Source organism: Pseudomonas glycinis, assembly GCF_054871425.1.
Map to the genome: position 1 here is coordinate 268,652 of NZ_JBTYHF010000003.1, position 26,221 is coordinate 294,872.

A 26,221-nucleotide genomic window follows, 5' to 3' on the forward strand; every position below is an offset into this window, starting at 1 on the left:
CATCGAGCCCGAGCAGGGCACAGTTCATGGCTTCTGGAGAAGTTGTAGGACAGATCGCTGTATTTTGTCCGTTACTGCCCACAGACTCCGTTTCGCAGTGGACCGGGTCCTTTGCAAGAACGAGTCTGCTTGTGAGAAGGAATCACCCTGCGCTTGAGACTTCTTTCGGCAACCGCTGATCAATGACTTGGTACAACGCGCTGCTTTCAGGCCAGTTGCGCATGAACCGCGCGCGATCGCGGGCGTAGGCCGGGGCGAAACTGCCAACCGAGGCGTGCTGACACATCGAGTCGAGATCGATCAGCGCCCAGCGATCCGTCTGCCAGAACAGGTTGTGGCCTTTGAAGTCGCCATGACTGATGCGCTCGGCGATCAATCGGGCAAACAGTTGATCAAGCGCCAGCAACTCGGCTTCCGGCGCCTGGCCATTTTCCACGTACGGCGCAAAGCGCTCGATAATGTCCGGCCCGGGCAGGTATTCGGTGACCAGATAGGCACTGCGGCGCAGCCACAAGAAGCGCTTCTCCAGTACCGCCAGCGGTTTCGGCGTGGCAATACCAAGGAACGCCAGGCGATTGCCTTCACGCCAGGAATGCCAGGCCCGACTCGGGCGCCAGAAGCGTTTGAGCCAATGGGCAAAATTCTTGATGTTGTAGCGCTTGATAACCAGAGCCCGCCCGGCTATCTCGACTTTGCCGACGCTGGCCGCGCCGCCGGTCTTGTACAGGTGCCCCTGATCAAGCAAGGCGTCAGCCTGCTCAAGCACCGGCAGCATGGCCGCTGCTTCTTCACGGCGAACGGCGCGCAAGGCGAATGCACCGCGCTGCACGGCGAACAACGTGCAGTCGCGGCCAACCTTGATCAGGTAATCCCTGAGTCGCCAGTTGCGCACCTTGTCGATCTGTTTTTGCAACGCCTCCAGCGGCAACGCATGCTCGCTGTTGCTCAGCAGGTAATACACCAGCAGTTCTTCGGTGAACGGTTCGAGTGATTTTGGCAACTGGGCGAAAAACACGCCGAGATTTTCCAGCACTTTCTGCCGGGACAAGGGCTGCCCCGCCGTTTCCGCACGAACGCCGGCGCCGTCGATCAGGTACAACTGACCGCCGTGACGCAGCAGATTGTCCAGGTGCAGATCTTCCTGCCAGAGTCCTTTGCCATGCATCCGACCGATCGCATCCAGCGCTTCGGCCAAAACGGCGGTTTGCTCATCGGCCAGCGCCGGCAGAGACTCGACCTCGGCCCAGGCATCACCGAGGCTCTCGGCACCCTCGAGAAATTCGAAGAGCAGCCAGCCACCCTCGCCGTCCTTCAGCCCATCGGCCAATAACAGCGGCGTCGTCATGCCCTGCGCAGCGAGCAAGCGCACGCCTTGCAGCTCACGCTGAAAATGCCGCGCAGCTTTGCTGCCGACCAATAACTTGGCCAGCACCGGCCGACCGCGCCAGACACCTGCGCCAACGTAACGCTGCCCGGGCAACACCCGCAGCAGGCTCAGCAACTGTAAATCCGCCGCACCGGCGGCGTCCGCCAGGGTAACGGTCAGTGGCAGTGTGGGTGCGCGCCCGGAGCGGGCCAGCTCGGACAATTGCATCAACGGGTCTCCTTGTGGCTGCGCCGCGCTGTCAGTCGGGTCAGCCAGCTGTCGAGCAACGAGCTGTCAGTCGGCTGGTCGAGATAAGCCGCAAGCAATTGGCGCAAGTCGGCCTCGCTCCACTGCGGCGCTCGGCGTTGCAACGGCTCCAGATCCTTGACCCGATCACGCATGCCGAACAGCAACGGCCGGGTTTTCTCCAGATCGATCAGTTGCGCCTCATAGCCGTCGCCGGTGGCGCGCAGAAAAATATGTTTGGGATAGAAACAGCCATGCACCTGACGCGCGCCGTGCAGCCGCCGCGCCAACAGCCCGCAAGCGGTGAGAACGGCCGAATGCTGCGCGGCACTGAGCTGCGTCCAGCGCGCCAGCAACGAATCCAGGTCGCTCCAGCCATCCAGGGCGCGGGTGAGCAGAATGGCGCGCACTTCCCCGGCGACCTTGCGCTCACCGAAAAAGGCTGCCTGCAATGCCGGTATGCCCAACTTGCGGTAACGGCTGATGTTGCGAAATTCGCGGGCAAAGCTTGGCTCGCCAAACGGCGCCTGCAAGGTCCGCGTCAGGTAATTGCTCTGGCGCTTGAGGTAATAGCCCTGGCCGTCAAGATCCAGGCGGAACACGCTGCTCCAGCCGCCACCGGCAGTGTTGGGCTCATCCACAGCTTCAAGCTGTTTGGCCCACAGTGCGTCGAAATTGCCGAGACCGTGGCGCTCCAGCAGTGCGCGGTCCTGTTCGGCAAGAAAATCAGTCATTCGCGCCCCTCAAAAAATCTCACCACGTGGCGAATCCGTTTCTTGTCGGCGACATCGAGCCGATCACACTGGCGATACTGCTTGTAGAAGCGCAGGCGCTGGGTGTTGGACAGGTGATATTTGGCCAGCTTGTCGAGACAGGCGAGGTCCTTGGTGATCCGGTACTTGAGCCAGAAGCCGCGCCAGAATTCGCCGTTGGGGCAGTCGATGAGGAAGATGCGCGCCTGATCGTCGATCAGCAGGTTGCGCCATTTCAAATCGTTATGCGTAAACCGATGGTCGTGCATGGTCCGGGTGTAACCGGCCAATTGCTGGCTGACACCGTCGACCCAGGCGCGATCCTTGAGCCGGGGATCCTTGCGCTCGGCCAGCGCCGAGAGGTCTTCGGTATTGGGCAGCTCACGGGTGATCATCGCACCCCGATCGTAGGCCGCGCCGCGCCGCTCCAGGCCCCAGGCCACCACCTCGGCAGTGGGGATGCCCCACTTGGCGAAGCGCTTGAGGTTCTGCCATTCCATTTTTACCCGCGGCTTGCCGAGGTAACGGCGCAGGCCCTTACCGGCGCCGACGTAGCGTTTGACATAGTAATTGACGCCGTCGCGCTGCACCCGAACGACTTCCGACAGCGGATCGCGGGTCAGGCGTTCGCCCTGCAAGGCAAACACAGCTTCGAGGCTGCCGAAATCTTCGGCGAGGTCGCTGTACTGCGGCTCCAGTGTCCAGCCCGCCATCAGAGCGCATCCCCGTAACGCTGTTTGCGCGCGTAGAGCTTGTCGGCCTTGCCTTGCAGCCAGCTCAGCAGTGGCGCCTCTTCTGCCAGAATCTGCCGCAGCGGTTGCTGGAAGTAGCCCTTGAGGAAACGCAGTTTGTCGCGGCGGGTCAGGCCGATGTCCAACGCCGAGAAGTACAGCGCCGCCAGATCCTTGTTGCGCCAGCGCTGAGTGATTTTCGCGCGGGTTTGGGCTCGGTGCAGATCGATCACCGAGAGTTTGAAATCCTGCGGTGTGACCGGTTTGTCGGTGTGCAGCAGAAAATGGCAGATGTAGCAGTCGCGGTGATTGACCCCGGCGCGGTGCATCATCCCGGTCATCCGCGCGACTTCGGCAATCAATGCGCGCTTGAGTGTTGGCTCCGGCGGCTGCTTGACCCAGTCAATGCTGAAGTCTTCGAGGCTGATGGTCGGCGCCAGCTCTTCGGTGACGATGAACGAATGCTGATCCGCCGGGTTGCCGCCCTTCTCGCCGTAGGCGACGGCGGTCATGGTCGGCACGCCGACTTCCTGAAGGCGCTGGATGGCCTTCCACTCTTGCCCGGCGCCGAGCACAGGCAGCTTGGCGGTCAGCAGATTCTTGAAGATTTCGCCCCAACCGATGCCACGGTGGATCTTGACGAAAAAACCATGGCCGTCGACTTCCGTGCGCAATGTCCGGCGCGCTTCCAGCTCGCGGTATACCTCGCCCTGCAAGCCTTCGACTGCGGCGAACGGGTCGCGTCCGGCCCAAAGGCTTTTGAACGGTTCAGCCAGCATCAACTTCATTAAGCGTGCTCCGCCAGAATCACATCCGCCGCGTGCTGCGGCATGCTGTAGAGGTCGGCCGTCTCGGCGAAGGCCAGACCGTTGCGGCTCCAGGCCGCCCGTGCAGCGTCGTTGCTCAACATCTCGGTCAGGTATTGCGTCAGCTGCGCCTGCTCGAACGGCTCGTCGAGCACGCGCCCGGCATCGGCCTCGGCAATGTAATGGGCGTAACCGCAGACCGCGCTGACCAACACCGGCAAACCGGCCACCAGCGCTTCAAGCAGCACGGTGCCAGTGTTTTCGTTGTAGGCCGGGTGAATCAACAGGTCGGCGCCGAGCAGGAAACGCGGGATATCGCTGCGCCCTTTGAGGAAGGTCACATTATCGCCCAGGCCCAGCGTCGCACTCTGCATCTGGAACAATTTGGGGTCATCCTGGCCGATTACAAACAGCCGGGTGCGTTTGCGCAATTCGGCGGGCAGTGCGGCCAGTGCCTTAAGGCTGCGATCGACGCCCTTGGTCTTGAAGCCGGAGCCGATCTGCACCAGCAGCAACTCGTCGTCCTTGAGATTGAATTCAGCGCGGAAACCGGTGCGAATCTCGTCGGCATTCGCTGGCCGCCGACGATCCTGGGCAATGCCCGGCGGCAGCAAGTGGAAGCGCTCGAGCGGCGTGTCGTAATACTTGATGAACAGCGGTTGCTGCACTTCGGAAATCATCAGCACTTCGGTCTTCGCGTCCTTGGCGAACACCGCGCGCTCGTACTCAGCGAAGTGGCGATAACGACCCCAGCGGCGATACAGCGAGTTGCGCAGGTTCTGCGCCTTGTCTTCAAAGCAGCCGTCGGCGGCGTAGTAGACGTCCAGGCCCGGCATTTTGTTGAAGCCGATCAGGCGATCGACCGGACGCTTGGCCAGATCCGCGGCCATCCACGCGCTGAGCTTTTCATTGCGACGGTGATTGAAGAACGCCTTGACGGGCGCCACCAGCACCTCGAAACCCGGCGGCACGTCGCCTTCCCAGATCAGCGTGTAGACGCGAATCTGATGGCCGCGTTTCTGGCATTCGAGGGCGATGCGCATGAAGTCGCGCTGCAAGCCACCGAACGGGAAATATTTGTACAGGACAAATGCCAATTGCATCAGCGCAGCTCCTCAGCCATTAACAACGTGCTCAGTCGGCTGGCGACACGCTCGGGGTTCACACGCGTGAAGCACAAAGGCTGCTCGCGTTTCAGGTCAAACTGACGGGCATCCTGCTCGGTCGGTTGGTAGGTGCATTTTTTCTGCATGCAGGGCGCGCACGGGAAGTCGCTGGCCAGATGAATCTGCAGCTTGCCGTAAGCGCCGGTCAGGCCCGGGTTGGTCGGGCCGAACAACGAGATGGTCGGCACATCCAGCGCAGCGGCCAGATGGCCGAGCCCGGTATCCACCGCCACGCAAGCCTGCGCGCCGGCGAGCACTTTGCCAACGCCAGCCAGATTGAGTTTCGGCAGCACCTCAGCGTGCTTGAAGCCGGCGGCGATGCGTTCGGCGCGGGCCTTTTCCTGTGGGCTGCCCCACGGCAGCTTCACGCCAACGCCGAGGTAGCCGACCCGCTCGGTCAGCTCGCGCCAGTAGAGTTCCGGCCAGTGCTTGGTGTCCCAAGTGGTGCCATGCAGGAACACCACGTAAGCGTTCTTGCGTGGCAACTCGACCAGTCGCTCGACGTTGAGGCCGTAATCGCCGAGGCCTTTGGGCAAGTCGTAACCCAGAGCGATGGCGAATAACTGGCGTACGCGCTCGACGGCGTGCTGACCACGGGCGACGGCGAGTTTGCGATCGTAGAAGCGCGCAGCCATCGGCTCGCGGGCCGAGGTTTTATCGAGGCCGGCCACCGGGGCTTTGACGTAGCGGGTCAGCCAGGCACTTTTCAGCAGGCCTTGAGCGTCGATCACCAGATCGTATTTATTGGCGCGCACGCTTTGCTTGAAGCGTTTCCACTCGCCGCTGGTGATGGTTTTCCACAAATTCTTGCGCCAGCGGCGGATCGCCACCGGAATCACTTTATCGACCGCCGGGTGCCAGCTCGGAATCTCGGCGAAGCCCTCTTCCACCACCCAGTCGAACTTGATGCCCGGGATCGCCCGTGCGGCGTCGGTCAGCGCTGGCAACGCGTGAATCACGTCGCCCAGCGATGAAGTCTTGATCAGCAATACCCGCAAGTTAATGAACCTCGACCACGGAGCCCTGCAACTTCTGCAAGGCATCGTTGACCGCGTCCGGCATCAGCTGGCGCAGGCAGTTGTAATGGCCGAACCGGCAAGTTCGATCGAAGCACGGGCTGCATTCGATGCCCAGGCGCACGATTTCGACCTGCTCGGCCAGCGGCGGGGTGAAGCCCGGCGAGGTCGAGCCGTACACCGCGACCAGCGGACGATTCAATGCCGCAGCGACGTGCATCAGGCCGGAGTCATTGGACACAACGGAATCGGCGCAGGACAGTAGGTCAATGGCCTCGGCCAAAGAAGTGCCGCCGCTGAGGTTGACCGATTCTTCGCGCAGGCCCGGGATCAACCGGGCGCGGATGTCTTCGCCGACCGCGTGATCGTTTTTCGAGCCGAACAGCCAGACCTGCCAGCCTTCGCGGATGCGCGCTTCGGCGACCTTGGCGTAGTGCTCGGACGGCCAGCGCTTGGATTCGCCGAACTCGGCGCCGGGGCACAAAGCCAGGACCGGGCGATCGAGAGTCAGGCCGAATTTGGCCAGTGCCGCTTCGCGGGTCACCGGGTCGATTTGCAGACTCGGGCGCGGGTACGGCTTCGGCAGCTCGTCGTTCGCTTCATAGGCCAGCGCCATGAAACGCTCGATCATCAGCGGGTAGCGTTCTTTGTCGAGGGTACGCACGTCGTTGAGCAGGCCATAGCGGAACTCGCCGCGCCAGCCAGTGCGTTTCGGAATGCCGGCAAAAAACGGCACCAGTGCCGATTTCAGCGAGTTGGGCAGCAGGATCGCCTGATCGTACTGACCGCGCAGAGATTTGCCGATGCGCCGGCGCGTCGCCAGTTCCAGCGCGCCGTGGCCGAGCGGGAAGCTCAAGGCCTTGCGCACTTCGGGCATGCGCTCGAGGATTGGCCGGCTCCATTCAGGCGCCAGCACGTCGATTGCGCATTGCGGGTGGCGCTGTTTGAGACACTGAAACAGTGTCTGCGCCATCACCATGTCACCGACCCAACTGGGCCCAACGATCAGAATATTCATGTGGTTTCCAAAAACGAACCGGGGAGGCATTTACGCCTCCCCGCCTCGATAATTCTACAAACACTGTAGATCTACTGTGGGAGCGGGCTTGCCCGCGATGGGGTCTTCACATTCAACATTATTGTCGTCTGATACTCCGCTATCGCTGGCAAGCCAGCTCCCACAGGGTTTTGCATCTGTTTCAACATCTGCATTTCAGCGCAGATTACTGTGGGAGCGAGCTTGCTCGCGAAGGGGCCATCACATCCGACATCGGTGTCGTCTGACACTCCGCCTTCGCGAGCAAGCTCGCTCCCACAGGGTATTGGGTGCTGCATAAACCGCTTTCAGCTTAGCCCCATCTCTTTCCATATCCGCAAAACCTGCCGGCGTTCGTCGGCAAACTGGTCGCCCGTTATCACCCCGGCATCCTTCTGCAAGGCCTGCCGGTGGGCGGCGGAGCGGTAGGCCTTGTAGGCCTCGCGCAACAGACTGGCATCTTCGGCGGGCATCAGCCGTTCGTGTTCCAGCTCTTCCAGAATGCGGATGTTATCGGTCCAGCGCAGCAGCGGTGGATGGCTGTGCGACCACGCCAGGGCCGCGTATTGCACCATAAATTCAATATCGACGATACCTCCGGCGTCCTGCTTGAGGTCAAACGGCACGCCCGCGTCGAACGCATTCGCCGCCGTGCCGGCCGCAGTGCTGCGGGTGCCGAGGTTGTCGCGCATCTTCGCACGCATCTCGCTGACTTCCTGTTGCAGTTTGGCCAGATCCCTAGGTTTGCCCAATACCTGCGCGCGTACTTTCTCGAAGGCCTGGCCAACATCCTGACTGCCCACCAGCACCCGCGCGCGCACCAAGGCCTGATGCTCCCACGTCCATGCTTCGTTTTCCTGATAGCGCGCGAACGCGCCGAGTGAGCTCACCAACAGCCCGGAAGCACCGGACGGCCGCAGGCGCATATCCACTTCATACAGCTGGCCGGAGTTGGTCTGCGCCGTGAGCAAATGAATGATCCGCTGCCCCAAACGCGTGAAGAACTGCGCGCCGTCGATGGATTTCGGCCCGTCGGTTTCCGCCTGCGGATCGCCGTCATGGATGAACACCAGATCCAGATCGGAACCATGCCCCAATTCGATACCGCCGACTTTGCCATAACCGACAATGATGAAGCCGGGATCGCACAGCGTGCCGTCGGTGCGCAGCGGCGTGCCGTACTTGGCCACGGTCTGCCGCCAGGCCAGCGCCAGCACCTGTTCGAGAATCGCTTCGGCCAGCCAGGTCAGGTAATCGCTGACTTTCATCAGCGGCAGGCTGCCTGCAATTTCCGAAGCGGCGACGCGCAAGCGGTGCGCCAGTTTGAAATGGCGCAGGGCTTCCATTTGCTGCTCGAGGTCGTCTTCGGGAATTCGCGTCAGGCGTTCGCGCAACTCGGCCGCCAGTTCCGGCGCCAGCGGCGGCTTGAACAGCCGACCTTCGTTGAGCAACTCGTCGAGCAGCAACGGGAAGCGCGTGATCTGCTCGGCAATCCACGGGCTCGCCGCACACAAGGTCAGCAGGCGACGCAGCGCACCGGGGTTTTCCGTGAGCAAAACCAGATACGCCGAACGCCGCGCCACCGCTTCCACCAGTGGCAGCACGCGCTCGAGCACCAGATCGGGATTGTCATGCTCCACCGCTTGCGCAAGCAGTCGCGGAATAAAAGCATCGAGACGCTCGCGTCCCAGCCGCTGCATCGCGCGCAATTGCGGACTGCCACGCAAACCGGCCAGCGCTTTCAGGGCTTTGCCGGCATCGACGAAACCACCTTCCTGCAACTGCCGGCACGCGGCCTCTTCGTCCTGTTCTTCCTCCCACAGCGGCAGCCACTCACCACCGACCACCACTTCGCTTTCGCTGCCCTCTTCCTCATCGGGATCGGCGATCACCTGGGCGAAATGCCAGGCCACCCGCCCGCGCCAGTACATCAATTGTTCATGGAACGCCGACCAATCGGCGAAGCCCAGCATGAAGGCGATCCGCGCCTGATCCTGAGCGCTGTCCGGCAGCATCTGCGTTTGGCGGTCGGCAATCGCTTGAATGGCATGTTCGGTGTAACGCAGAAACTCGTACCCTTCGCGCAATTCGCTGACCACCGCCGGCGGCAGATAGCCTTGCCCTTCCAGCGTGCTCAGCACCTTTAATAGAGGACGCTGTTGCAGGCTCAGGTCGCGGCCACCGTGGATCAATTGAAAGGCCTGAGCGATGAACTCGACTTCACGAATGCCGCCGGAGCCGAGCTTGATGTTGTCGGCCATGCCCTTGCGCCGTACTTCCTGCTGGATCAACTGCTTCATCGTGCGCAGCGCTTCGATCGCCGAGAAGTCCAGATAGCGCCGATAAACGAACGGCCGCAGCATGTCGAGCAATTGCGCGCCGGCAACCTGATCGCCAGCCACCACGCGCGCCTTGATCATCGCGTAGCGTTCCCAGTCGCGGCCCTGATCCTGGTAATACTGCTCCAGTGCATTGAAGCTGAGCACCAGCGCACCGGACGATCCGTATGGACGCAGGCGCATGTCGACGCGGAAGACGAAGCCGTCGACCGTCATCGGATCCAGCGCCTTGATCAGACGCTGGCCGAGGCGGATGAAGAATTCCTGATTGTCCAGCGAGCGTTTCACGCCGACGGTTTCGCCGCCTTCGGGGTAGGCGAAGATCAGGTCGATGTCGGAAGACAGATTCAGCTCGACCGCGCCGAGTTTGCCCATGCCGAGGATGACCATCTGCTGCGGCTCACCACTGCGCCGGCCGGTCGGCGTGCCGAATTGCTCGCAATGGCGGCTGTACAGCCATTGATAAGCCTGATCGATGGTGGCGTCGGCCATGTCCGAGAGGTCGCGGCAGGTCTGCACCAGATCGGCCTGACGGGTCAGGTCGCGCCAGATGATCCGCACCTGATGGCGTGCGCGTTGGCGGCGCAAGGCGCGGCCGAGTTCGTCTTCGCTCTGCGCGCTGTTCACAGCGGCGGCAATCTGTGCGCACAGCTCGCCGGGCGCAAACGCTCGATCAAGTTCGCCGGACGCGACCAGCGACAACAACATCAAAGGGTCACGAATGCTCTGTTCAATGACAAATTCGCTGGCGGCGCTGACGCGGGCGAATTGCGCCCAGCGCTCCGGCGTCCAGTTCGACAGGCCGTGATCGTCTTCAAGGGCGGCGACGGACGTACGGAACGACTGCTCGGATCGGCTGACCAACGGCAGGAGAATGGCGGGCAGTTCGGCAAGCACGGGCAGGGTCATGGTCTATCCTTGATCGGCGTATTGAGGGCCGCTTGTAGTGAATGATGAAAACCCGCTACGTGAAGGACTGTCGAACAAAAGTTAGAAATAGCTGAAATTTCTTCTTCTTTGGCATCCAGCATCAAACTTTCACCTTATTCGGATGGAAATCGACCCGCCTTAACGATTATTCTCACAACGCAGTCGGAGGCCACAAGCCTTTCATCTGTAGTTTTACTACTCGTCTATACATTCGAAGGGCTGAAATGCCGGAAGATTTGTAGTAAAACTACACGCCGCCGGAACAACCTGTCGGCAATCCAAGAATTTTAAATCGTCTGCCCACAAGGCCAGTCGCAAACTCAGGCAACCGATTCTGGAAGCCTTTCCGCCCTGGAGCAAGCCATGCAAGACCTCGATCCCGTCGAAACCCAGGAATGGCTGGACGCCCTGGAATCGGTTCTCGACAAAGAAGGCGAAGACCGTGCTCACTATCTGATGACCCGTATGGGCGAACTCGCGACCCGCAGCGGCTCGCAGCTCCCTTACGCGATCACCACGCCTTACCGCAACACGATCCCCGTTACCCACGAAGCACGCATGCCTGGCGACCTGTTCATGGAACGCCGCATTCGCTCGCTGGTACGCTGGAACGCGATGGCCATGGTAATGCGCACGAACCTGCGAGATTCGGACCTGGGTGGTCACATCTCCAGCTTCGCTTCCAGTGCGACCCTGTATGACATCGGCTTCAACTATTTCTTCCAGGCCCCGACCGACGAACACGGCGGCGACCTGATCTACTTCCAGGGCCACACCTCGCCAGGCGTTTACGCCCGTGCCTTCATGGAAGGTCGCATCACCGAAGACCAGATGAACAACTTCCGTCAGGAAGTCGATGGTCAAGGCCTGTCGTCCTATCCGCACCCTTGGCTGATGCCTGACTTCTGGCAGTTCCCGACCGTATCGATGGGTCTGGGTCCGATCCAGGCGATCTACCAGGCGCGCTTCATGAAGTACCTGGAGCACCGCGGTTTCATCCAGCCGGGCAAACAGAAAGTCTGGTGCTTCCTGGGCGACGGCGAGTGCGACGAGCCGGAATCCCTGGGCGCGATCTCCCTGGCCGGCCGCGAGAAGCTGGACAACCTGATCTTCGTCATCAACTGCAACCTGCAGCGCCTCGACGGCCCGGTTCGCGGCAACGGCAAGATCATCCAGGAACTCGAAGGCGTGTTCCGTGGTGCGCAGTGGAACGTGACCAAAGTCATCTGGGGCCGTTTCTGGGACCCGCTGCTGGCCAAGGACGTCGACGGCATCCTGCAACGTCGCATGGACGAAGTCATCGACGGCGAATACCAGAACTACAAAGCCAAAGACGGCGCGTTCGTTCGCGAGCACTTCTTCAACACGCCTGAACTCAAGGCAATGGTTGCCGATCTGTCCGACGACGAGATCTGGAAACTCAACCGTGGCGGCCACGACCCGTACAAGGTCTACGCGGCGTACCACGAAGCGGTCAACCACAAGGAACAACCGACCGTCATCCTCGCCAAGACCATCAAGGGTTATGGCACCGGTGCCGGCGAAGCGAAAAACACTGCGCACAACACCAAGAAAGTCGACGTCGACAGCCTGAAGTTGTTCCGCGACCGCTTCGACATCCCGGTCAAGGACGAAGAGCTGGAGAACCTGCCGTTCTTCAAGCCCGAGCCAAACAGCGCCGAAGCCCGCTACCTCGCCGAGCGCCGTGCCGCACTGGGCGGTTTCGTGCCGCAGCGCCGCGCGCAGAGCTTCAGCGTACCGACTCCGGATCTGGACACCCTGAAAGCCATCCTCGATGGCTCGGGCGACCGTGAAATTTCCACCACCATGGCTTTCGTGCGGATCCTCGCGCAACTGGTCAAGGACAAGGAAATCGGCCCGCGCATCGTCCCGATCATCCCGGACGAAGCCCGTACCTTCGGTATGGAAGGCATGTTCCGTCAGCTGGGTATCTACTCCTCCGTCGGCCAGCTCTACGAGCCAGTCGATAAAGACCAGGTGATGTTCTACAAGGAAGACCAGAAAGGTCAGATCCTTGAAGAAGGCATCAACGAAGCCGGTGCCATGAGCTCGTTCATCGCTGCCGGTACGTCGTACTCCAGCCACAACCAGCCGATGCTGCCGTTCTACATCTTCTACTCGATGTTCGGCTTCCAGCGTATCGGCGACCTGGCCTGGGCCGCTGGCGACAGCCGTACCCGTGGTTTCCTGATCGGCGGCACCGCCGGCCGGACCACCCTGAACGGTGAAGGTCTGCAGCACGAAGACGGTCACAGCCACCTGCTGGCCGCGACCATCCCGAACTGCCGCACCTACGATCCGACCTACGGCTACGAGCTGGCGGTGATCATTCAGGACGGCATGAAGAAGATGACCGAAGAGCAACAGGACATCTTCTACTACATCACCGTGATGAACGAGTCGTACCAGCAGCCAGCCATGCCGGCCGGTGCCGAAGAAGGCATCAAGAAAGGCATGTACCTGCTCGAGGAAGACACTCGCGATGCGGCGCACCACGTTCAGCTGATGGGCTCCGGCACCATCCTGCGTGAAGTGCGTGAAGCGGCGAAGATCCTGCGTGAAGAGTTCAACATCGGCGCCGACGTGTGGAGCGTTACCAGCTTCAACGAATTGCGTCGCGACGGCCTCGCTGTAGAGCGCAGCAACCGCCTCAAGCCTGGCCAGAAGCCTAAGCTGAGCTACGTCGAAGAGTGCCTGAACGGCCGTAAAGGTCCGGTCATTGCTTCTACCGACTACATGAAGCTGTTCGCCGAGCAGATCCGTCAGTGGGTACCGTCCAAGGAATTCAAAGTCCTGGGCACCGACGGTTTCGGCCGCAGCGACAGCCGCAAGAAACTGCGTCATTTCTTCGAAGTCGACCGTCATTTCGTGGTGTTGGCAGCCCTGGAAGCACTGGCTGACCGTGGTGATATCGAACCTAAGGTTGTGGCCGAAGCCATCGCCAAGTTCGGCATCGACCCGGAAAAACGCAACCCACTGGACTGCTGAGGAGACATTTTGTGAGCGAACTCATTCGCGTACCTGACATCGGCAGCGGTGAAGGTGAAGTAATTGAACTGTTTGTGAAGGTCGGCGACCGCATCGAAGCCGACCAGAGCATCCTGACCCTGGAATCGGACAAGGCCAGCATGGAAGTGCCGGCCCCGAAAGCCGGCGTCATCAAGAGCCTGAAAGTGAAGCTGGGCGATCGTCTGAAAGAAGGCGACGAACTGCTCGAGCTGGAAGTCGAGGGCGCCGCTGAAGCGGCCCCTGCACCTGCCGCCGCACCTGCTGCGAAAGCCGAAGAGAAACCGGCTGCGGCACCTGCTGCTGCCGCGCCTGCCGCTGCCCCTGCTGCCGCTTCGGTACAGCAAGTGCACGTGCCGGACATCGGTTCGTCGGGCAAGGCGCAGATCATCGAGATTCAGGTCAAGGTCGGCGACAGCGTCGAAGCTGATCAATCGCTGATCACTCTGGAATCCGACAAGGCCAGCATGGAAATCCCGTCGCCTGCCGCTGGCGTGGTCAAAGCCATCAGCGTCAAGCTCAACGACGAAGTCGGCACTGGCGATCTGATTCTGGATCTGGAAGTGGCGGGTGCTGCGGCCCCGGCTGCGGCCGCTCCGGCTGCGGCCGCTCCGGCTCAGGCTGCTGCGCCTGCTGCTGCCGCTGCGCCAGCCCCGGCTGCTGCTCCGGCTGCACCGGTTGCCGACAGCGTTCAGGACATCCACGTCCCGGACATCGGTTCGGCCGGCAAGGCGAAGATCATCGAAGTGCTGGTCAAGGCCGGCGACACTGTCGAAGCCGACCAGTCGCTGATCACCCTGGAATCCGACAAGGCGAGCATGGAAATTCCATCGCCTGCCGCTGGCGTGGTTGAAAGCGTTTCGATCAAGCTCGATGACGAAGTCGGTACCGGCGACCTGATCCTCAAGCTGAAAGTCAAAGGCGCGGCCCCTGCTGCTGCCCCGGCTCCAGCTGCCGCCGCTGCTGCTCCGAGCGCTCCGGCACCTGCCGCTGGTGCTCCGGCCGCTGCACCTGCTGCTGCCGCTCCAGCCGCCGCACCGGCCAAGCCGGGCGCCAAAGTTCACGCCGGTCCTGCCGTGCGTCAACTGGCTCGTGAGTTCGGCGTCGAGCTGAGCGCCGTTGGCGCCAGCGGTCCGCACGGTCGCATCCTCAAGGAAGACGTGCAGGTTTACGTCAAGGCGATGATGCAGAAGGCCAAGGAAGCACCGGCCGCTGCTGGCGGCGCTACCGGTGGCGCGGGCATCCCGCCGATCCCGGTGGTCGATTTCAGCCGTTTCGGCGAAATCGAAGAAGTGCCGATGACCCGCCTGATGCAGGTCGGCGCTGCCAACCTGCACCGCAGCTGGCTCAACGTGCCACACGTCACGCAATTCGACTCGGCGGACATCACCGAGCTGGAAGCCTTCCGTGTAGCGCAAAAAGCCGTGGCCGAGAAGGCTGGCGTCAAGCTGACCATCCTGCCGCTGTTGCTCAAGACCTGCGCGCACCTGCTCAAGGAGCTGCCGGACTTCAACAGTTCGCTGGCACCAAGCGGCAAGGCGATCATCCGCAAGAAATACGTGAACATCGGCTTCGCCGTCGACACCCCGGATGGCCTGCTGGTGCCGGTGATCAAGAACGTCGACCAGAAGAGCCTGCTGCAATTGGCAGCCGAAGCGGCTTCGCTGGCTGAAAAAGCCCGCACCAAGAAGCTGTCCTCGGACGAGATGCAGGGCGCCTGCTTCACCATTTCCAGCCTCGGTCATATTGGCGGCACCGGCTTCACGCCGATCGTCAACGCGCCGGAAGTGGCGATCCTTGGTGTTTCCAAGGCAACCATCCAGCCAGTCTGGGACGGTAAAGCCTTCCAGCCGAAGCTGATGCTGCCACTGTCGTTGTCCTACGATCACCGCGTGATCAACGGCGCTGCAGCTGCACGCTTCACTCAGCGTCTGGGCAGCCTGTTGGGCGACATCCGCACCATCCTGCTGTAACCCAAACGGCCCTCCGGCGACGGAGGGCCGCTTGCTGCACCCTTTCGAGCGCCACACGCTCGTACCTCAACCCCGTCAATTGACGGGGCTTTTTTTTGCCTGAAATAAACCGGATCGCGGCTCTTTCCTACAACCTGCGCTGACATCGGCCACAGGTCTGGTCCACTTAACGCCAATATTTTCTGCCGCCGGCCAACTAACCTCTGCTCAGGAAAGTTGCTTCAATGCGCTCCGCTTATTTAATTCATCTTATTAAAATCTCGAACGGAATCGATCATGTTCAAACCGACTATCGGCCCCATCGTGGGCCACGCCACAACTAACGAAGTTCGCATTTTCATGCGCGGCGAACAACAGGACAAAAAACGCGTATTTGCCGGAGTTCGCGCGCGCAAGGCCGGAACGGAAAAATGGTCCAACAGCGTATTTGCACTTTTGCACCCAGCCAACGACATGTCGGGCGTACTGGTCTTACAGGATCTGGACGCCGATTGTGAATACGAATATCAAGCCGGCTGGTTAAGCCCGATGAATCCGGTACACACCATCGACACAGTGGTGGAGTTTCCACTGCAATGGCCGCGACAGCTCTACCGCTTTCGTACCCGCACCGCGCAAGCCAGCCAGCCCCGGGGCTTTATCGTCGGATCTTGCCGTTATCTGCGGATCACCGCGGGGATTGCTTCGTTGCCGCAACTGGGCGATCGCATCTTTGGCTCGATCAATCAACTTGTCGAGAACAGTCATCTACCCGTCAGCGCAGTGATCATGACCGGCGATCAAGTGTATGTAGATGATTTGAATATCATTGCACCGGATCGCGAAGCCAAAGACATTCTGAAGAAGTATCGAACGGCATTCTCGCAACCGAATATTCAACGATTGATGTCCAATACATCGACTTACATGATGCTCGACGATCATGAAATAGAAGATAACTGGCCCGCCAATGCAAAAGATGCGGACAAGGACTTGTATCGCAACGCCATGGCCGCTTATGAACTTTATCAAGCCAGCCACAGCCCGGTTTACGCATATAACAGCGAGGGCCAGATAGACCGGAATACCTTGAAGCATTATTGGTATCAGTTCGGCGACAGCGATATCGCCTGGTTCGTCACCGACAGTCGCACCCGACGCAACTTGTCGAAGGATGACCGGCGCATTCTCGACATCGAGCAAGAACAGGCCCTGCTGCAATGGCTGATCCATAGCCCGGCACGGGTGAAGTTCGTGGTGACCAGCGTGATGTTCTATCCCGATCGCAAGTTCAACGGTGACGATGCCTGGAAAGCTTTTCCCGAGCAGCGTCTGCGCCTGCTGGAAACCATCCGCACTCACCGGATCAAGAACGTGGTGTTCGTTTCCGGCGACGTCCATGGCTCGCTGACCAGTCGCCTGTCTCACAGCGAGGACACCGATTTCGAGGTGCACACCATCGTGTCCTCGCCGCTGCACAACAGCAAATTGCTGCCGTATGCCAAGGCTTCAACGTTTATCCTCGATCAACCGCTGGTGCGCACGGCGGCCGGGGATTATCGGCACGAGCTCACCAGTGCGGTAGTGAGTCAGGACAATTTTGCGCATGTGGTCGTTGAAGCTGATCAGATATTGGTCAATTACCATGACCGCGATGGCAAGAAGTTGCAGTCGATCAGTATGAAATTGCGTTGAAACACCAAAAGATCGCAGCCTTTGGCAGCGCCTACATGGCTACGTGGCGCCTGCAAGAGCTGTTCAAGGCTGCGATCTTTTGCTCATTTCAGTTGTGCACTGGAGAAATGTTCACTGCAGCCGACATATTCTTATAGCACTTGGCCTTCATCTCTCTTGTCAGTCGGTGCCGCAATGATGCAACCTTGCCGCAGCCAACAGACAAGAGGGCGAGAGCCCGGCGCATTCAGCATATTTCCAAGCGAGTTTCCTTCATGAAGAGCCAGCCCGATGCCGCCAGCCGTATGGCGGCCGAGGTAGTGACGCAGTTGCCTGTGCCCTCGCGGCTCGGCATGCTGCGTTTCGAGCGCTTGAATGAAGCCAGTTGGGCAATGCTGTTCCTCGATCCCAACTGCGAACGCCAGTTTGGCCAGCCGGCCGTCGAGCTCTGCGCACTGGTCGGCTCGCCCTACGCCAGCCTGATGGAGCCCGAAGCGCGCTACCAACTGCATGACGCGATCCAGCAGCAACTAAGCAAAAGCGCGCATTACGTGGTGCGCTACACCCTGCACACCGCCGCCGGCGCGTTGAACATCCTCGAACTGGGTGAAGCCTACAAACAGCACAACCGGCATTTGCTGCGCGGCTACCTGTTGGCCGTCGACGAAGTGTTCGACGAAACCCAGGTGCTGCCTTCGGTGGATCTGGAAACCCAGAACTCGCGCCTGCAAATCGCCCTTGAGCTGAACCAGCGTGCCCAGCAGGAACAACTGCAGCATCTGGAGCGCGTGCGTGCCCAGCAGGATCTGATTCTGCTGCTCGCACGCCAGCGCTACAGCACGCACAACTCGCTGCAGGAAGCCGCCGAGCTGATCACCCGCTGCGCCTGCGATATCTACGAAATCGACTGCGCCAGCCTGTGGAACCTCGAAGGCCAGCGCTTGCTGCCGATCTCCGCCTACCACCGCGCAACTCAGGAATACCTGCTGCCGGAGCCGATCGATATCAGCGGCTTCCCCGATTACATGGAAGCGCTGCACAGCAGCCGCGCCATCGATGCGCACAACGCCATGCACGACCCGCGCACCCGCGAGATGGCCGAGGCGATGCGTCCGCGTGACGTCAACGCCATGCTCGATGCCAGCATTCGCGTCGACGGCCAGGTAGTCGGCGTGTTGTGCCTGGAACAGACCGGCGTCACCCGCGCCTGGCAGTCCGACGAAATCGCCTTTGCCGGTGAGCTGGCCGACCAGTTCGCACAAGTAATCAACAATCACAACCGGCGCACCGCCACCAGCGCCCTGCACCTGTTTCAGCGCGCGGTCGAGCAAAGCGCCAACGCCTTCTTGCTGGTCAACTGTGACGGCGTGGTCGAGTACGTCAACCCGAGCTTCACTGCGATCACCCAGTACACCACCGAGGAAGTCCACGGCCAGCGCCTGTCGGAATTGCCGGCGCTGGAAAACCTAAGCGAACTGCTGTTCGACGCGCCCTCGGCGCTGGCCCAGAGCAACAGCTGGCAGGGCGAATTCAAAAGCCGCCGCAAGAACCTCGAACCGTACTGGGGCCAGCTGTCGATTTCCAAGGTCTATGGCGATAACCGTGAGCTGACGCATTACATCGGCATCTACGAAGACATCACCCAGACCAAACTCGCGCAGCAACGTATCGAGCGCCTGGCCTACACCGACAACCTGACCAACCTCGGCAACCGTCCGGCATTCATCCGCAATCTCGACGAGCGCTTCGCCCGCGACAGCGATACGCCGATCAGCCTGTTGCTGGTGGACATCGACAACTTCAAGCGGATCAACGACAGCCTCGGCCACCAGACTGGCGACAAACTGTTGATCAGCCTCGCCCGGCGCCTGCGCAACAGCCTCAGCCCGAGTGGCAGCCTGGCGCGTTTTGCCAGTAACGAATTCGCCGTGTTGCTCGACGACACCGACCTTGAAGCCGGGCAGCAGATCGCCAGTCAGTTGCTGATGACCCTCGACAAGCCGATGTTCGTCGATAACCAATTGATCAGCGTCACCGGCTCCGTCGGCCTGGCCTGCGCGCCGCTACACGGGCGCGATCCGCAGACCCTGATGCGCAACGCCGGTCTGGCACTGCACAAGGCCAAGGCCAACGGCAAACACCAGTTGCAGGTGTTCACAGAAGCGCTGAACGCTGAAGCCAGTTACAAACTGTTCGTCGAGAACAACCTGCGCCGCGCCCTCACGCAGAACGAGCTGGACGTGTTCTACCAGCCCAAGCTGTGCCTGCGCAGCGGTCGCCTGCTGGGCATGGAAGCGCTGTTGCGTTGGAACCATCCGGAACGCGGCATGATTCGCCCGGACCAGTTCATCAGCGTCGCCGAGGAAACCGGCCTGATCATTCCGATCGGCAAATGGATCGCCCGTCAGGCCTGCCGCATGAGCAAATCCCTGACCGCTGCCGGCCTGGGCAATCTGCAGGTGGCAATCAATCTGTCACCGAAACAGTTCTCCGATCCGGATCTGGTCGCCTCGATCGCCAACATCCTCAGGGAAGAAGCGCTGCCGGCCAGTCTGCTCGAACTGGAGCTGACCGAAGGCTTGTTGCTGGAAGCCACCGAAGACACGCATTTGCAGCTCGACCAGCTCAAGCGCCTGGGCCTGACCCTGGCCATGGATGACTTCGGCACCGGGTACTCGTCGCTGAGCTATCTGAAGAAATTCCCGATCGACATCATCAAGATCGATCGCAGCTTCATCCATGAAATCCCCGACAACCAGGACGACATGGAAATCACCTCCGCCGTGATCGCCATGGCCCACAACCTGAAACTCAAGGTCGTCGCCGAAGGCATCGAAACCGCCGAGCAACTGGCGTTCCTGCGCCGGCATCGTTGCGACGTCGGTCAGGGTTATCTGTTCGACCGACCGATTCCGGGTGATGAGCTGATCAAAGCGCTCAAGCGCTATCCGCGCGGCCCGCTCTGTCTCTAACGCCGGCTTCTATGAAGATCCCTTGTGGGAGCGAGCCTGCTCGCGAAGGCGATAAAACCGTCGACATCTTCGTCGCCTGACACCCCGCTTTCGCGAGCAGGCTCGCTCCCACAGTTTTGATAGTGCGAATTCCGGCATCATTCGGCACACTGGCGGTCTGACTTTTTACCTCCAACCTGACTGAGAGGAACGCTCATGGTTCTGCGCTCGGAAATTCTGGTGAACAAAAACGTGCTTCCAACCAAAGAACAAGCCCTGCCCGGCCGCGAAACCCCGATGACCCTGCCGGAAAAACACTTCGTCTTCGAAGACACCCCGCTGCTCGGTCCATTCTTTCAGGACGTCGACTTCGCGATTTTCGGTCTGGGTTGCTTCTGGGGCGCGGAACGACGTTTCTGGCAGCGCGAAGGCGTGGTCAGCACAGTCGTCGGTTACGCCGGCGGCTTCACGCCGAATCCGACGTACGAAGAAGTCTGCTCGGGCCTGACCGGCCACGCCGAAGTGGTATTGGTGGTGTATGACAAGGCCCAGGTCAGTTACGAGGAACTGCTGGCGATGTTCTGGGAACTGCACAACCCGACTCAGGGCATGCGTCAGGGCAACGACATCGGCACTCAGTACCGCTCGGTGATCTACGCGACCACCCCGGAGCAACTGGATGCGGCACTGAAAAGCAAAGACGTGTATCAGGCGGAACTGGCCAAGGCCGGTCTGGGTGAAATCAGCACCGAGATCGACCAAGCCCCGCCCGTGTACTTTGCAGAGGCCTATCACCAGCAGTATCTGGCGAAAAACCCTGAAGGTTACTGCGGGATTGGCGGCACCGGCGTGTGCATGCCTGCGAGCCTTGCGGGCAACTAGCCCGACTGATCGTTCCCACGCTCTGCGTGGGAATGCAGCCCGGGACGCTCCGCGTCCTGACAGCGGACGCAGAGCGTCCATTGAGGCATTCCCACGCGGAGCGTGGGAACGATCGCTCGGCGATCAACTCTCGGCAATCAACCAATCCATCTGCCAGCCACCCTGGGTCTGCCCAAGCTTCTTCGACAACCACGGCAGCAGCTCCCGCAGTTCTTCCTCCAGCCCCCACGGCGGATTGGCGATCGCCAGCCCGGAACCGTTCAGGCTGTTCGGCGTGTCCAGCGGATGCACCAGCAGCTCCACACGCAGCAACTTCGGTGCACCCGTGCCTGCCAGGTCCTGATAGAAACGCCGCAGTGCACGCTGATCCTTCACCGGATACCAGATCGCAGCCACAGTCTGGCGCATGCGGCCGATGGCTTCTTTCATCGACGCCGCGCAACGCTGCATCTCGTCGAGTTGCTCGAACGGCGGATCGATCAGCATCACCGCGCGCTTTTCCTGCACCGGCAACATCGCCCGCGCCACATGCCAGCCCTCGCCCAGATGCACTTTCACTCGACGATCGCCGGCCATGTTGTCCTTGAGCAACACGCCATCTTCCGGGTGCTTCTCGTTGAGCATCACCCGATCCTGCGGCCGCGTCAGACGCCGTGCCAGCTCCGGCGAACCCGGGTAATAGCGCAACTGGCCATCCGGGTTCATCTCGTGCAGCACCTTCATGTAATCAGCGGTCAGCGCCGGCAGGTCCGGCTGATCCCACAACCGCGCAATGCCTTCCAGGTACTCGCCGGTGCGATTGGCCTGATCGCCCTGCAAGTCATACAGACCAATGCCGGCGTGCGTGTCGAGATAGGCAAACGGCTGCTCCTTGCGCGACATCAGGGCTATGAGGCGGGTCAAGGTCAGGTGTTTGAACACATCGGCGTGATTGCCGGCATGGAAGGCGTGACGATAATTCATGGCTGCTCCTGCGAGGGCCGCAAAGTTTACCTTTTACCGGTCGGCAAGTCAGGGGTTGGCGGCCGAGCGGACAAAAAGCCTGCCCTCACCCTAGCCCTCTCCCGGAGGGAGAGGGGACTGACGGTGGCGATCTTGCGAATTACGTCGACCTGAATGATCCACGTGATCTCAGGCTTGGCCAAGCGAAGTTCACCACTGAAGTCGCAAGTCGGCGTACATCACCCAGACAACTCGGTCAGTCCCCTCTCCCTCTGGGAGAGGGCTAGGGTGAGGGGCTTTGCTTTTATGGCGTTAAACTGGCTAACCATGAACGACAGGAAGTCAAAAACTCATGCGGTATCTCATCATCTGTTCACTCAGCCTTCTAAGTCCATACCTCGCCCTTGCCGACGAAACCCACATTGAACAGGCACGCCAGACACTAAAGAACTACGGGCTGGGCCACTGCATTCTGAAGCCATTCAACGAACGCTCAGCGCTGGAAAAAGACATTGCGCTGTCCGCCAATGCCTATTCATTCATGGGCAACGGCCTACATTCCATCCTGCAAGATGAAGACACGCTGCAAGTGCTGCACGATCCCTATAAAGAAACACTGAGCTACATATCGGCGGCTTACCAGCAGACACCGTCACGCAGCAAACTCTCAAATGAAAAAGTGGTGTTCCTTGCGTGCCTGAAGATCTACAACTCCGAAGCGTTCAACCGCTTTATCAAAACCCAAGATGCCTACATCTCTGACTGACCCCCCGATTTCAATCAATTAAAAGATCGCAGCCTTCGGCGGCTCCCACATGGGATAGGCGCTCACTCTGCCGAAGGCTGCGGCCTTTCGATCTTCAGGCGGGCAAGCTGCGCAAGCGCTTGCCGATGACATCGAGCACATCACAGCCATCGCGCAATGGGATGGCGCACAGCAGGGCGAAGTCGCTGAGGATCACGGAGTCGCATTCGATCGAGCCGCGCATGCACATGTTTTCCAGGACCTGAACCACGGCGCGGATGCGGTGGTTGGCAGCGTCCATGAGGATGTCGAGAGGCACATGGGTGTCGACGAACAGGCTGGGCATGTCGCTGCAATTGCCGGTAAGGGCCATGAAGCGGTTGTCGGGGTGAGGCGTGATTTTTTCGTAGGGTGAATCAGTATGCATATTGGTCATTTTCCGGGCCCCATGATTGATAAACGTGAGCCGCCATCACACCTTCCTACGGGTTAGGGTGGCAGCTGTGCGCAGGAGTAGGAACCGAGCAATCATGGACCTCGGCCACGCCGAAGCGTGCCCCACGCACAGCCGCCGCGAACGATCTTACGGACTTGAACCAAGTGCCGCAAAAAGCCAACGAACTGTAACGTCATGAATGCGGGGATCCTTCACCCTGCCACCGCTCTCGCAGTGACAACGAAAAGACTATCCCTGCAACTCACCACGCACCAGTTCATGAAAGCCGCCGCGATTCGAAGGAAACGTCCGAAGCGTTTGCCCCGAAATTTCACTCTGCCTCTGCCAGCAAAAACTCCAGAAGCGCCGATCGTGACGAATCTTCCGACATCGATAATTTGAAAAACTGCCCGACCTTGCAGCGCAAAACAGCCTCGGGAAACGCCTCGAACACGGCCGGTTGCTCCTCGCTCAGCCATTGCAAAGCATTGGCGATGCGTACGCTTGCATCAGTCTGCGCCAACAGCGATTGCGGCACGCTCCACCACGGAAAGACCCGCCCCGAAACCAGCGCACGGCCCCCGATTTCAATGGCCTGGCCATTGATCAAGGCTCGTGAAACGACTGGCAGCCATTGCGCGGGAATGACCTCGTCAGAGTGCAAAAGAGGCAGCAGAAACCGACCATCCCAAAAGCGAAAAAACACCGCTTTACCGTCCGGCATCAGCACTTGAGTCAGGCTGCGGAAATGTTCGACCAGCACGTCAAGATCCGCCGAAGACACCGCCAGCCACCCCCAGTCCCGCGAGTCGGTTTGCGTCACCCAACGTAAAAACTCACTGTCTGCAGCGACAATTCCCACATAGGGCATCACCGCGTCCCACTCGGCATAAATGGTCTCGGCCCAGACCGGATTTGCCGTGCCCTGCCAGGCTTTGAATGCATCGGCGTCGCTGGCACGGCCGAAAATGGCGAACAGTTGCTCCGACGCATGCAGCGGCTGCCGCGCCAGCCATTGTTCGGGCGTCAATTGTTCAGGCTGCACAGACACCGTCCTTGCACCGCTCACACTCTTCGCAGAAAGGCGCATCACCTTTGAGACTCATGATCTGTGCGGCGGTGAGAATCGCCGCCGGCGCAGCGGCCAGTTTCTCCGGCAATCCCGGCACCAACGGCGCAGCACTGGTCGCCACCATTGGCGCGCCGCCCACAACAATCGGCACGCTGCTGAAAATTCCGCCGGGGCCGATGTTGATCCACTGTCCGCCGGCCTGAATCGTCGCGCTCGCGCCGCCATCAATGACCACTTGCTGGCCTGCGCTGATATGGATCTGCGCCGAGGCGCTGGTGGCCTGGCTGTTTACCCGAACCTGTCGGTCGCCGAGCACGGACAAATGATCATCCTGCCTGACTTCGGTCTGGCGCTGGCCGTGGGTGATGCGTTGCTCGTCGGCCTTCAGTTCATGGCGGGCGGTGCCGGTGACCACCACACTGCGCTGATTATCGACCTGCAGCTGCTGGTCGTTGAGCACATGCTGGGTCCAGTTGCGCTGGGCACGCAGGTAGATTTCCTCGGCGCCTTTTTTGTCCTCGATGCGCAGTTCGTTATAACCGCCACCGCCAGGGCTGCTCTGGCTGCGGAAGATACTGCGGGTTTTGTCTGCCGGCAGATCCAGCGGCACAGGGGTCGCCGCATTCGGCAAACAACCCATGACCAGCGGTTTGTCGGCATCGCCATCAATGAAGCCGACCAGCACTTCCATGCCGACTCGCGGAATCAACACGCTGCCGTAGTGATCGTGAGCCCAACCGGTCGCGACGCGCAGCCAGCAACTGGAGTGCTCGTTGAGTTCGCCATCACGATCCCAGGCCAGTTGCACTTTGACCCGTCCGTATTCATCGCAATGGATTTCCAGATCTTTCGGGCCGGTGACCACGGCAGGTTGGTAGCCCGACATGCGCGGTTTTTCCGGGCACAGCGCCGGACGAAAGACCACGTCCCACGGCGTGGCGACGAAAGTATTGCGGTAGCCCTGAAAGGATTCGCCATCGCTGGTCACCGATTCCTCCAGCACCTGCGGCTGACGGCCGCGATGCTCGACACAGGTGAGCAACCACAGATCATTCCAGTCGCTGCGCGGATGCTCGGTGAGTTGCAGAAAATGGCCGCAGACCAGCGAGGATTCGTCGCTGCTGCCCTCGGCCTGACAGTAATCGGCGACGTGCCGTTCCAGCGCTCGCCGAGTCAGCTGTTTGCCGGTTTCACGATCACTGAATTGGCCGGGGAAATGATAGTCCTCCAGCACCGGACGCTGCTCGCCGTCACTGCGACTTTCCAGAGACAGCCGTGGTTTTTCGAAGTTGTAGTCGCGCCGGGTGACGACGCTGGTGCGGGTTTCCACGCGCACATTGAAACGCTGAATCGCCGGCGCGCCCGCCGACATGCCGCTGCCCGGCAAATACAGCGTCGGCGCGGGCAGCTTGGGGAATACGGTCTGGTCGTCGCCGAACACCAGCAAATGGCCTTCGGGGCTGTGTTGAAAGTGGTAATGAATGCCTACTTCGGCACACAGGCGCTGGATAAAGGCCAGATCGCTTTCGGCGTATTGCACGCAGTATTCGCGCTCCGGGTATTCGCTGCCCAGGCGAAATTCAAAAGCATCGCGCAGGATCGAATGGTCCTTGAGGATCTGCGTGACAATTTGCGGCACGCTCTGATGCTGAAAAATACGCTGGTTGATGCGATGCCCCAGATACGTCAGACGCGGGACAAGGCTGAGGTGATAGCATGTCAGACGTTTCCCGGAATCACCCTGTCCGACCTGATAAATCTGACCATGAATACCGCAACCCTGAGCATCGAAACTCAGAAACGCCTGACCATGCAGCAGGCTTTCCAGATCCAGGTCCGGCCGCTCGCTGACCAGTTCCAGCTCGAAGCGAAAGGGTTGGCTGATGGCTTCCCTGCCCGTGAACTCAAGGACTTTGAGGTCATGCCGGGCGCCTTCGAGGGTCAACGTGAAACGCGGTTGATTGGCAGGCGCGAACATCCGATGTCTCTCTGCAGTGTGAGGGCGGGCGATTCTGCATGAGGGGCAAGGGGTGCCGAGCAGGTGACGGGAAATTCAGATTTGCCCTACGTGGTTTGCTGAAAGGACCTTGTTAATTCGGCCGTTCGACTACAGACAATTCAATCAAACCTGCCACCCACCCTGTGGGAGCGA

General features: G+C 60.4%; 19 protein-coding genes. 6 read left to right on the forward strand and 13 right to left on the reverse strand.

Translation table 11 applies throughout. The features are described 5' to 3' along the window. Positions 1-142: 142 nt before the first annotated feature. From ACYSTU_RS08835 to ACYSTU_RS08875, 9 genes are all read right to left on the reverse strand, one after another. Complete coding sequence (locus ACYSTU_RS08835) at positions 143-1,594, reverse strand: lipopolysaccharide kinase InaA family protein (protein WP_110602685.1); 1,452 nt, start codon at positions 1,592-1,594, stop codon at positions 143-145. Beyond that, positions 1,594-2,346, reverse strand: coding sequence for a lipopolysaccharide kinase InaA family protein (locus tag ACYSTU_RS08840; RefSeq protein ID WP_024011323.1), 753 nt, complete (start codon positions 2,344-2,346; stop codon positions 1,594-1,596). The genes ACYSTU_RS08835 and ACYSTU_RS08840 overlap by 1 nt, the downstream gene beginning before the upstream one ends. Next, positions 2,343-3,077 carry a lipopolysaccharide kinase InaA family protein gene (locus tag ACYSTU_RS08845; protein WP_122881208.1) on the reverse strand — a complete coding sequence of 245 codons (735 nt, stop codon included), beginning with the start codon at positions 3,075-3,077 and terminating at the stop codon, positions 2,343-2,345. The genes ACYSTU_RS08840 and ACYSTU_RS08845 overlap by 4 nt, the downstream gene beginning before the upstream one ends. Next, positions 3,077-3,883, reverse strand: a complete 807-nt coding sequence (gene rfaP / locus ACYSTU_RS08850) for a lipopolysaccharide core heptose(I) kinase RfaP (protein WP_110644872.1) — start codon at positions 3,881-3,883, stop codon at positions 3,077-3,079. Before rfaP ends, ACYSTU_RS08845 begins: the two co-directional genes overlap by 1 nt. Further along, positions 3,883-5,004 (reverse strand): glycosyltransferase family 4 protein, encoded by a 1,122-nt coding sequence (locus ACYSTU_RS08855; protein WP_125917475.1) that lies wholly within the window; start codon positions 5,002-5,004, stop codon positions 3,883-3,885. Before ACYSTU_RS08855 ends, rfaP begins: the two co-directional genes overlap by 1 nt. Beyond that, entirely contained in the window at positions 5,004-6,065 is a 1,062-nt protein-coding gene (gene rfaC / locus ACYSTU_RS08860) for a lipopolysaccharide heptosyltransferase RfaC (protein WP_136492367.1), read from the reverse strand. The genes ACYSTU_RS08855 and rfaC overlap by 1 nt, the downstream gene beginning before the upstream one ends. A 1-nt stretch (position 6,066) precedes the next feature. Then, a complete protein-coding gene (waaF, locus tag ACYSTU_RS08865; protein WP_136492368.1) occupies positions 6,067-7,101 on the reverse strand; it encodes a lipopolysaccharide heptosyltransferase II in 1,035 nt (344 codons plus the stop codon). A gap of 326 nt (positions 7,102-7,427) precedes the next feature. Next, positions 7,428-10,367: a bifunctional [glutamate--ammonia ligase]-adenylyl-L-tyrosine phosphorylase/[glutamate--ammonia-ligase] adenylyltransferase gene (glnE, locus tag ACYSTU_RS08870; protein WP_498997530.1), complete on the reverse strand. Its 2,940-nt coding sequence runs from the start codon at positions 10,365-10,367 to the stop codon at positions 7,428-7,430. Further along, positions 10,364-10,489 (reverse strand): hypothetical protein, encoded by a 126-nt coding sequence (locus ACYSTU_RS08875; RefSeq protein ID WP_256205860.1) that lies wholly within the window; start codon positions 10,487-10,489, stop codon positions 10,364-10,366. The genes glnE and ACYSTU_RS08875 overlap by 4 nt, the downstream gene beginning before the upstream one ends. Before the next feature lie 262 nt (positions 10,490-10,751). Here ACYSTU_RS08875 and aceE point away from each other — a divergent pair, with 262 nt between their 5' ends. From aceE to msrA, 5 genes are all read left to right on the forward strand, one after another. Continuing rightward, positions 10,752-13,397: a pyruvate dehydrogenase (acetyl-transferring), homodimeric type gene (gene aceE / locus ACYSTU_RS08880; RefSeq protein WP_024011316.1), complete on the forward strand. Its 2,646-nt coding sequence runs from the start codon at positions 10,752-10,754 to the stop codon at positions 13,395-13,397. Between the two features lie 11 nt (positions 13,398-13,408). Then, on the forward strand, positions 13,409-15,388 hold the full coding sequence (gene aceF / locus ACYSTU_RS08885; protein ID WP_498997535.1) for a dihydrolipoyllysine-residue acetyltransferase: 1,980 nt from the start codon (positions 13,409-13,411) through the stop codon (positions 15,386-15,388). A gap of 276 nt (positions 15,389-15,664) precedes the next feature. Next, a complete protein-coding gene (locus ACYSTU_RS08890) occupies positions 15,665-17,062 on the forward strand; it encodes an alkaline phosphatase D family protein (RefSeq protein WP_136492371.1) in 1,398 nt (465 codons plus the stop codon). Positions 17,063-17,316: 254 nt separating this feature from the next. Further along, positions 17,317-20,013, forward strand: a complete 2,697-nt coding sequence (locus ACYSTU_RS08895) for a putative bifunctional diguanylate cyclase/phosphodiesterase (RefSeq protein WP_136492372.1) — start codon at positions 17,317-17,319, stop codon at positions 20,011-20,013. A 195-nt stretch (positions 20,014-20,208) separates the two neighbouring features. After that, the gene (gene msrA / locus ACYSTU_RS08900) at positions 20,209-20,874 is read left to right on the forward strand and encodes a peptide-methionine (S)-S-oxide reductase MsrA (protein ID WP_110644864.1); all 666 of its coding nucleotides are present in this window, start codon (positions 20,209-20,211) and stop codon (positions 20,872-20,874) included. Positions 20,875-20,997: 123 nt separating this feature from the next. On the opposite strand, the gene ACYSTU_RS08905 is transcribed toward msrA, so the two are convergent. Next, positions 20,998-21,837: a 23S rRNA (adenine(2030)-N(6))-methyltransferase RlmJ gene (locus ACYSTU_RS08905; RefSeq protein ID WP_016772007.1), complete on the reverse strand. Its 840-nt coding sequence runs from the start codon at positions 21,835-21,837 to the stop codon at positions 20,998-21,000. 331 nt (positions 21,838-22,168) lie between these two features. Here ACYSTU_RS08905 and ACYSTU_RS08910 point away from each other — a divergent pair, with 331 nt between their 5' ends. After that, positions 22,169-22,582, forward strand: a complete 414-nt coding sequence (locus tag ACYSTU_RS08910) for a T6SS amidase immunity protein Tai4 family protein (RefSeq protein ID WP_264364416.1) — start codon at positions 22,169-22,171, stop codon at positions 22,580-22,582. Positions 22,583-22,676: 94 nt separating this feature from the next. Here the strand turns inward: ACYSTU_RS08910 and ACYSTU_RS08915 are convergent, their stop codons facing one another. From ACYSTU_RS08915 to ACYSTU_RS08925, 3 genes are all read right to left on the reverse strand, one after another. After that, positions 22,677-22,997: a hypothetical protein gene (locus tag ACYSTU_RS08915; RefSeq protein WP_122751665.1), complete on the reverse strand. Its 321-nt coding sequence runs from the start codon at positions 22,995-22,997 to the stop codon at positions 22,677-22,679. 331 nt (positions 22,998-23,328) lie between these two features. Continuing rightward, positions 23,329-24,042, reverse strand: a complete 714-nt coding sequence (locus ACYSTU_RS08920; protein WP_498998133.1) for a DUF4123 domain-containing protein — start codon at positions 24,040-24,042, stop codon at positions 23,329-23,331. Further along, positions 24,032-26,047: a type VI secretion system Vgr family protein gene (locus tag ACYSTU_RS08925; RefSeq protein WP_498997541.1), complete on the reverse strand. Its 2,016-nt coding sequence runs from the start codon at positions 26,045-26,047 to the stop codon at positions 24,032-24,034. The genes ACYSTU_RS08920 and ACYSTU_RS08925 overlap by 11 nt, the downstream gene beginning before the upstream one ends. Positions 26,048-26,221 lie beyond the last annotated feature (174 nt).

Excerpts from the sequence above, each read along its gene's own strand:
- ACYSTU_RS08835 (WP_110602685.1), bottom strand. The coding sequence starts at position 1,594 with ATGCAATTGTCCGAGCTGGCCCGCTCCGGGCGCGCACCCACACTGCCA.
- ACYSTU_RS08840 (WP_024011323.1), bottom strand. The coding sequence starts at position 2,346 with ATGACTGATTTTCTTGCCGAACAGGACCGCGCACTGCTGGAGCGCCAC.
- ACYSTU_RS08845 (WP_122881208.1), bottom strand. The coding sequence starts at position 3,077 with ATGGCGGGCTGGACACTGGAGCCGCAGTACAGCGACCTCGCCGAAGAT.
- rfaP (WP_110644872.1), bottom strand. The coding sequence starts at position 3,883 with ATGAAGTTGATGCTGGCTGAACCGTTCAAAAGCCTTTGGGCCGGACGC.
- ACYSTU_RS08855 (WP_125917475.1), bottom strand. The coding sequence starts at position 5,004 with ATGCAATTGGCATTTGTCCTGTACAAATATTTCCCGTTCGGTGGCTTG.
- waaF (WP_136492368.1), bottom strand. The coding sequence starts at position 7,101 with ATGAATATTCTGATCGTTGGGCCCAGTTGGGTCGGTGACATGGTGATG.
- glnE (WP_498997530.1), bottom strand. The coding sequence starts at position 10,367 with ATGACCCTGCCCGTGCTTGCCGAACTGCCCGCCATTCTCCTGCCGTTG.
- ACYSTU_RS08875 (WP_256205860.1), bottom strand. The coding sequence starts at position 10,489 with ATGCTGGATGCCAAAGAAGAAGAAATTTCAGCTATTTCTAACTTTTGT.
- aceE (WP_024011316.1), top strand. The coding sequence starts at position 10,752 with ATGCAAGACCTCGATCCCGTCGAAACCCAGGAATGGCTGGACGCCCTG.
- ACYSTU_RS08890 (WP_136492371.1), top strand. The coding sequence starts at position 15,665 with ATGTTCAAACCGACTATCGGCCCCATCGTGGGCCACGCCACAACTAAC.
- ACYSTU_RS08895 (WP_136492372.1), top strand. The coding sequence starts at position 17,317 with ATGAAGAGCCAGCCCGATGCCGCCAGCCGTATGGCGGCCGAGGTAGTG.
- msrA (WP_110644864.1), top strand. The coding sequence starts at position 20,209 with ATGGTTCTGCGCTCGGAAATTCTGGTGAACAAAAACGTGCTTCCAACC.
- ACYSTU_RS08905 (WP_016772007.1), bottom strand. The coding sequence starts at position 21,837 with ATGAATTATCGTCACGCCTTCCATGCCGGCAATCACGCCGATGTGTTC.
- ACYSTU_RS08910 (WP_264364416.1), top strand. The coding sequence starts at position 22,169 with ATGCGGTATCTCATCATCTGTTCACTCAGCCTTCTAAGTCCATACCTC.
- ACYSTU_RS08915 (WP_122751665.1), bottom strand. The coding sequence starts at position 22,997 with ATGACCAATATGCATACTGATTCACCCTACGAAAAAATCACGCCTCAC.
- ACYSTU_RS08925 (WP_498997541.1), bottom strand. The coding sequence starts at position 26,047 with ATGTTCGCGCCTGCCAATCAACCGCGTTTCACGTTGACCCTCGAAGGC.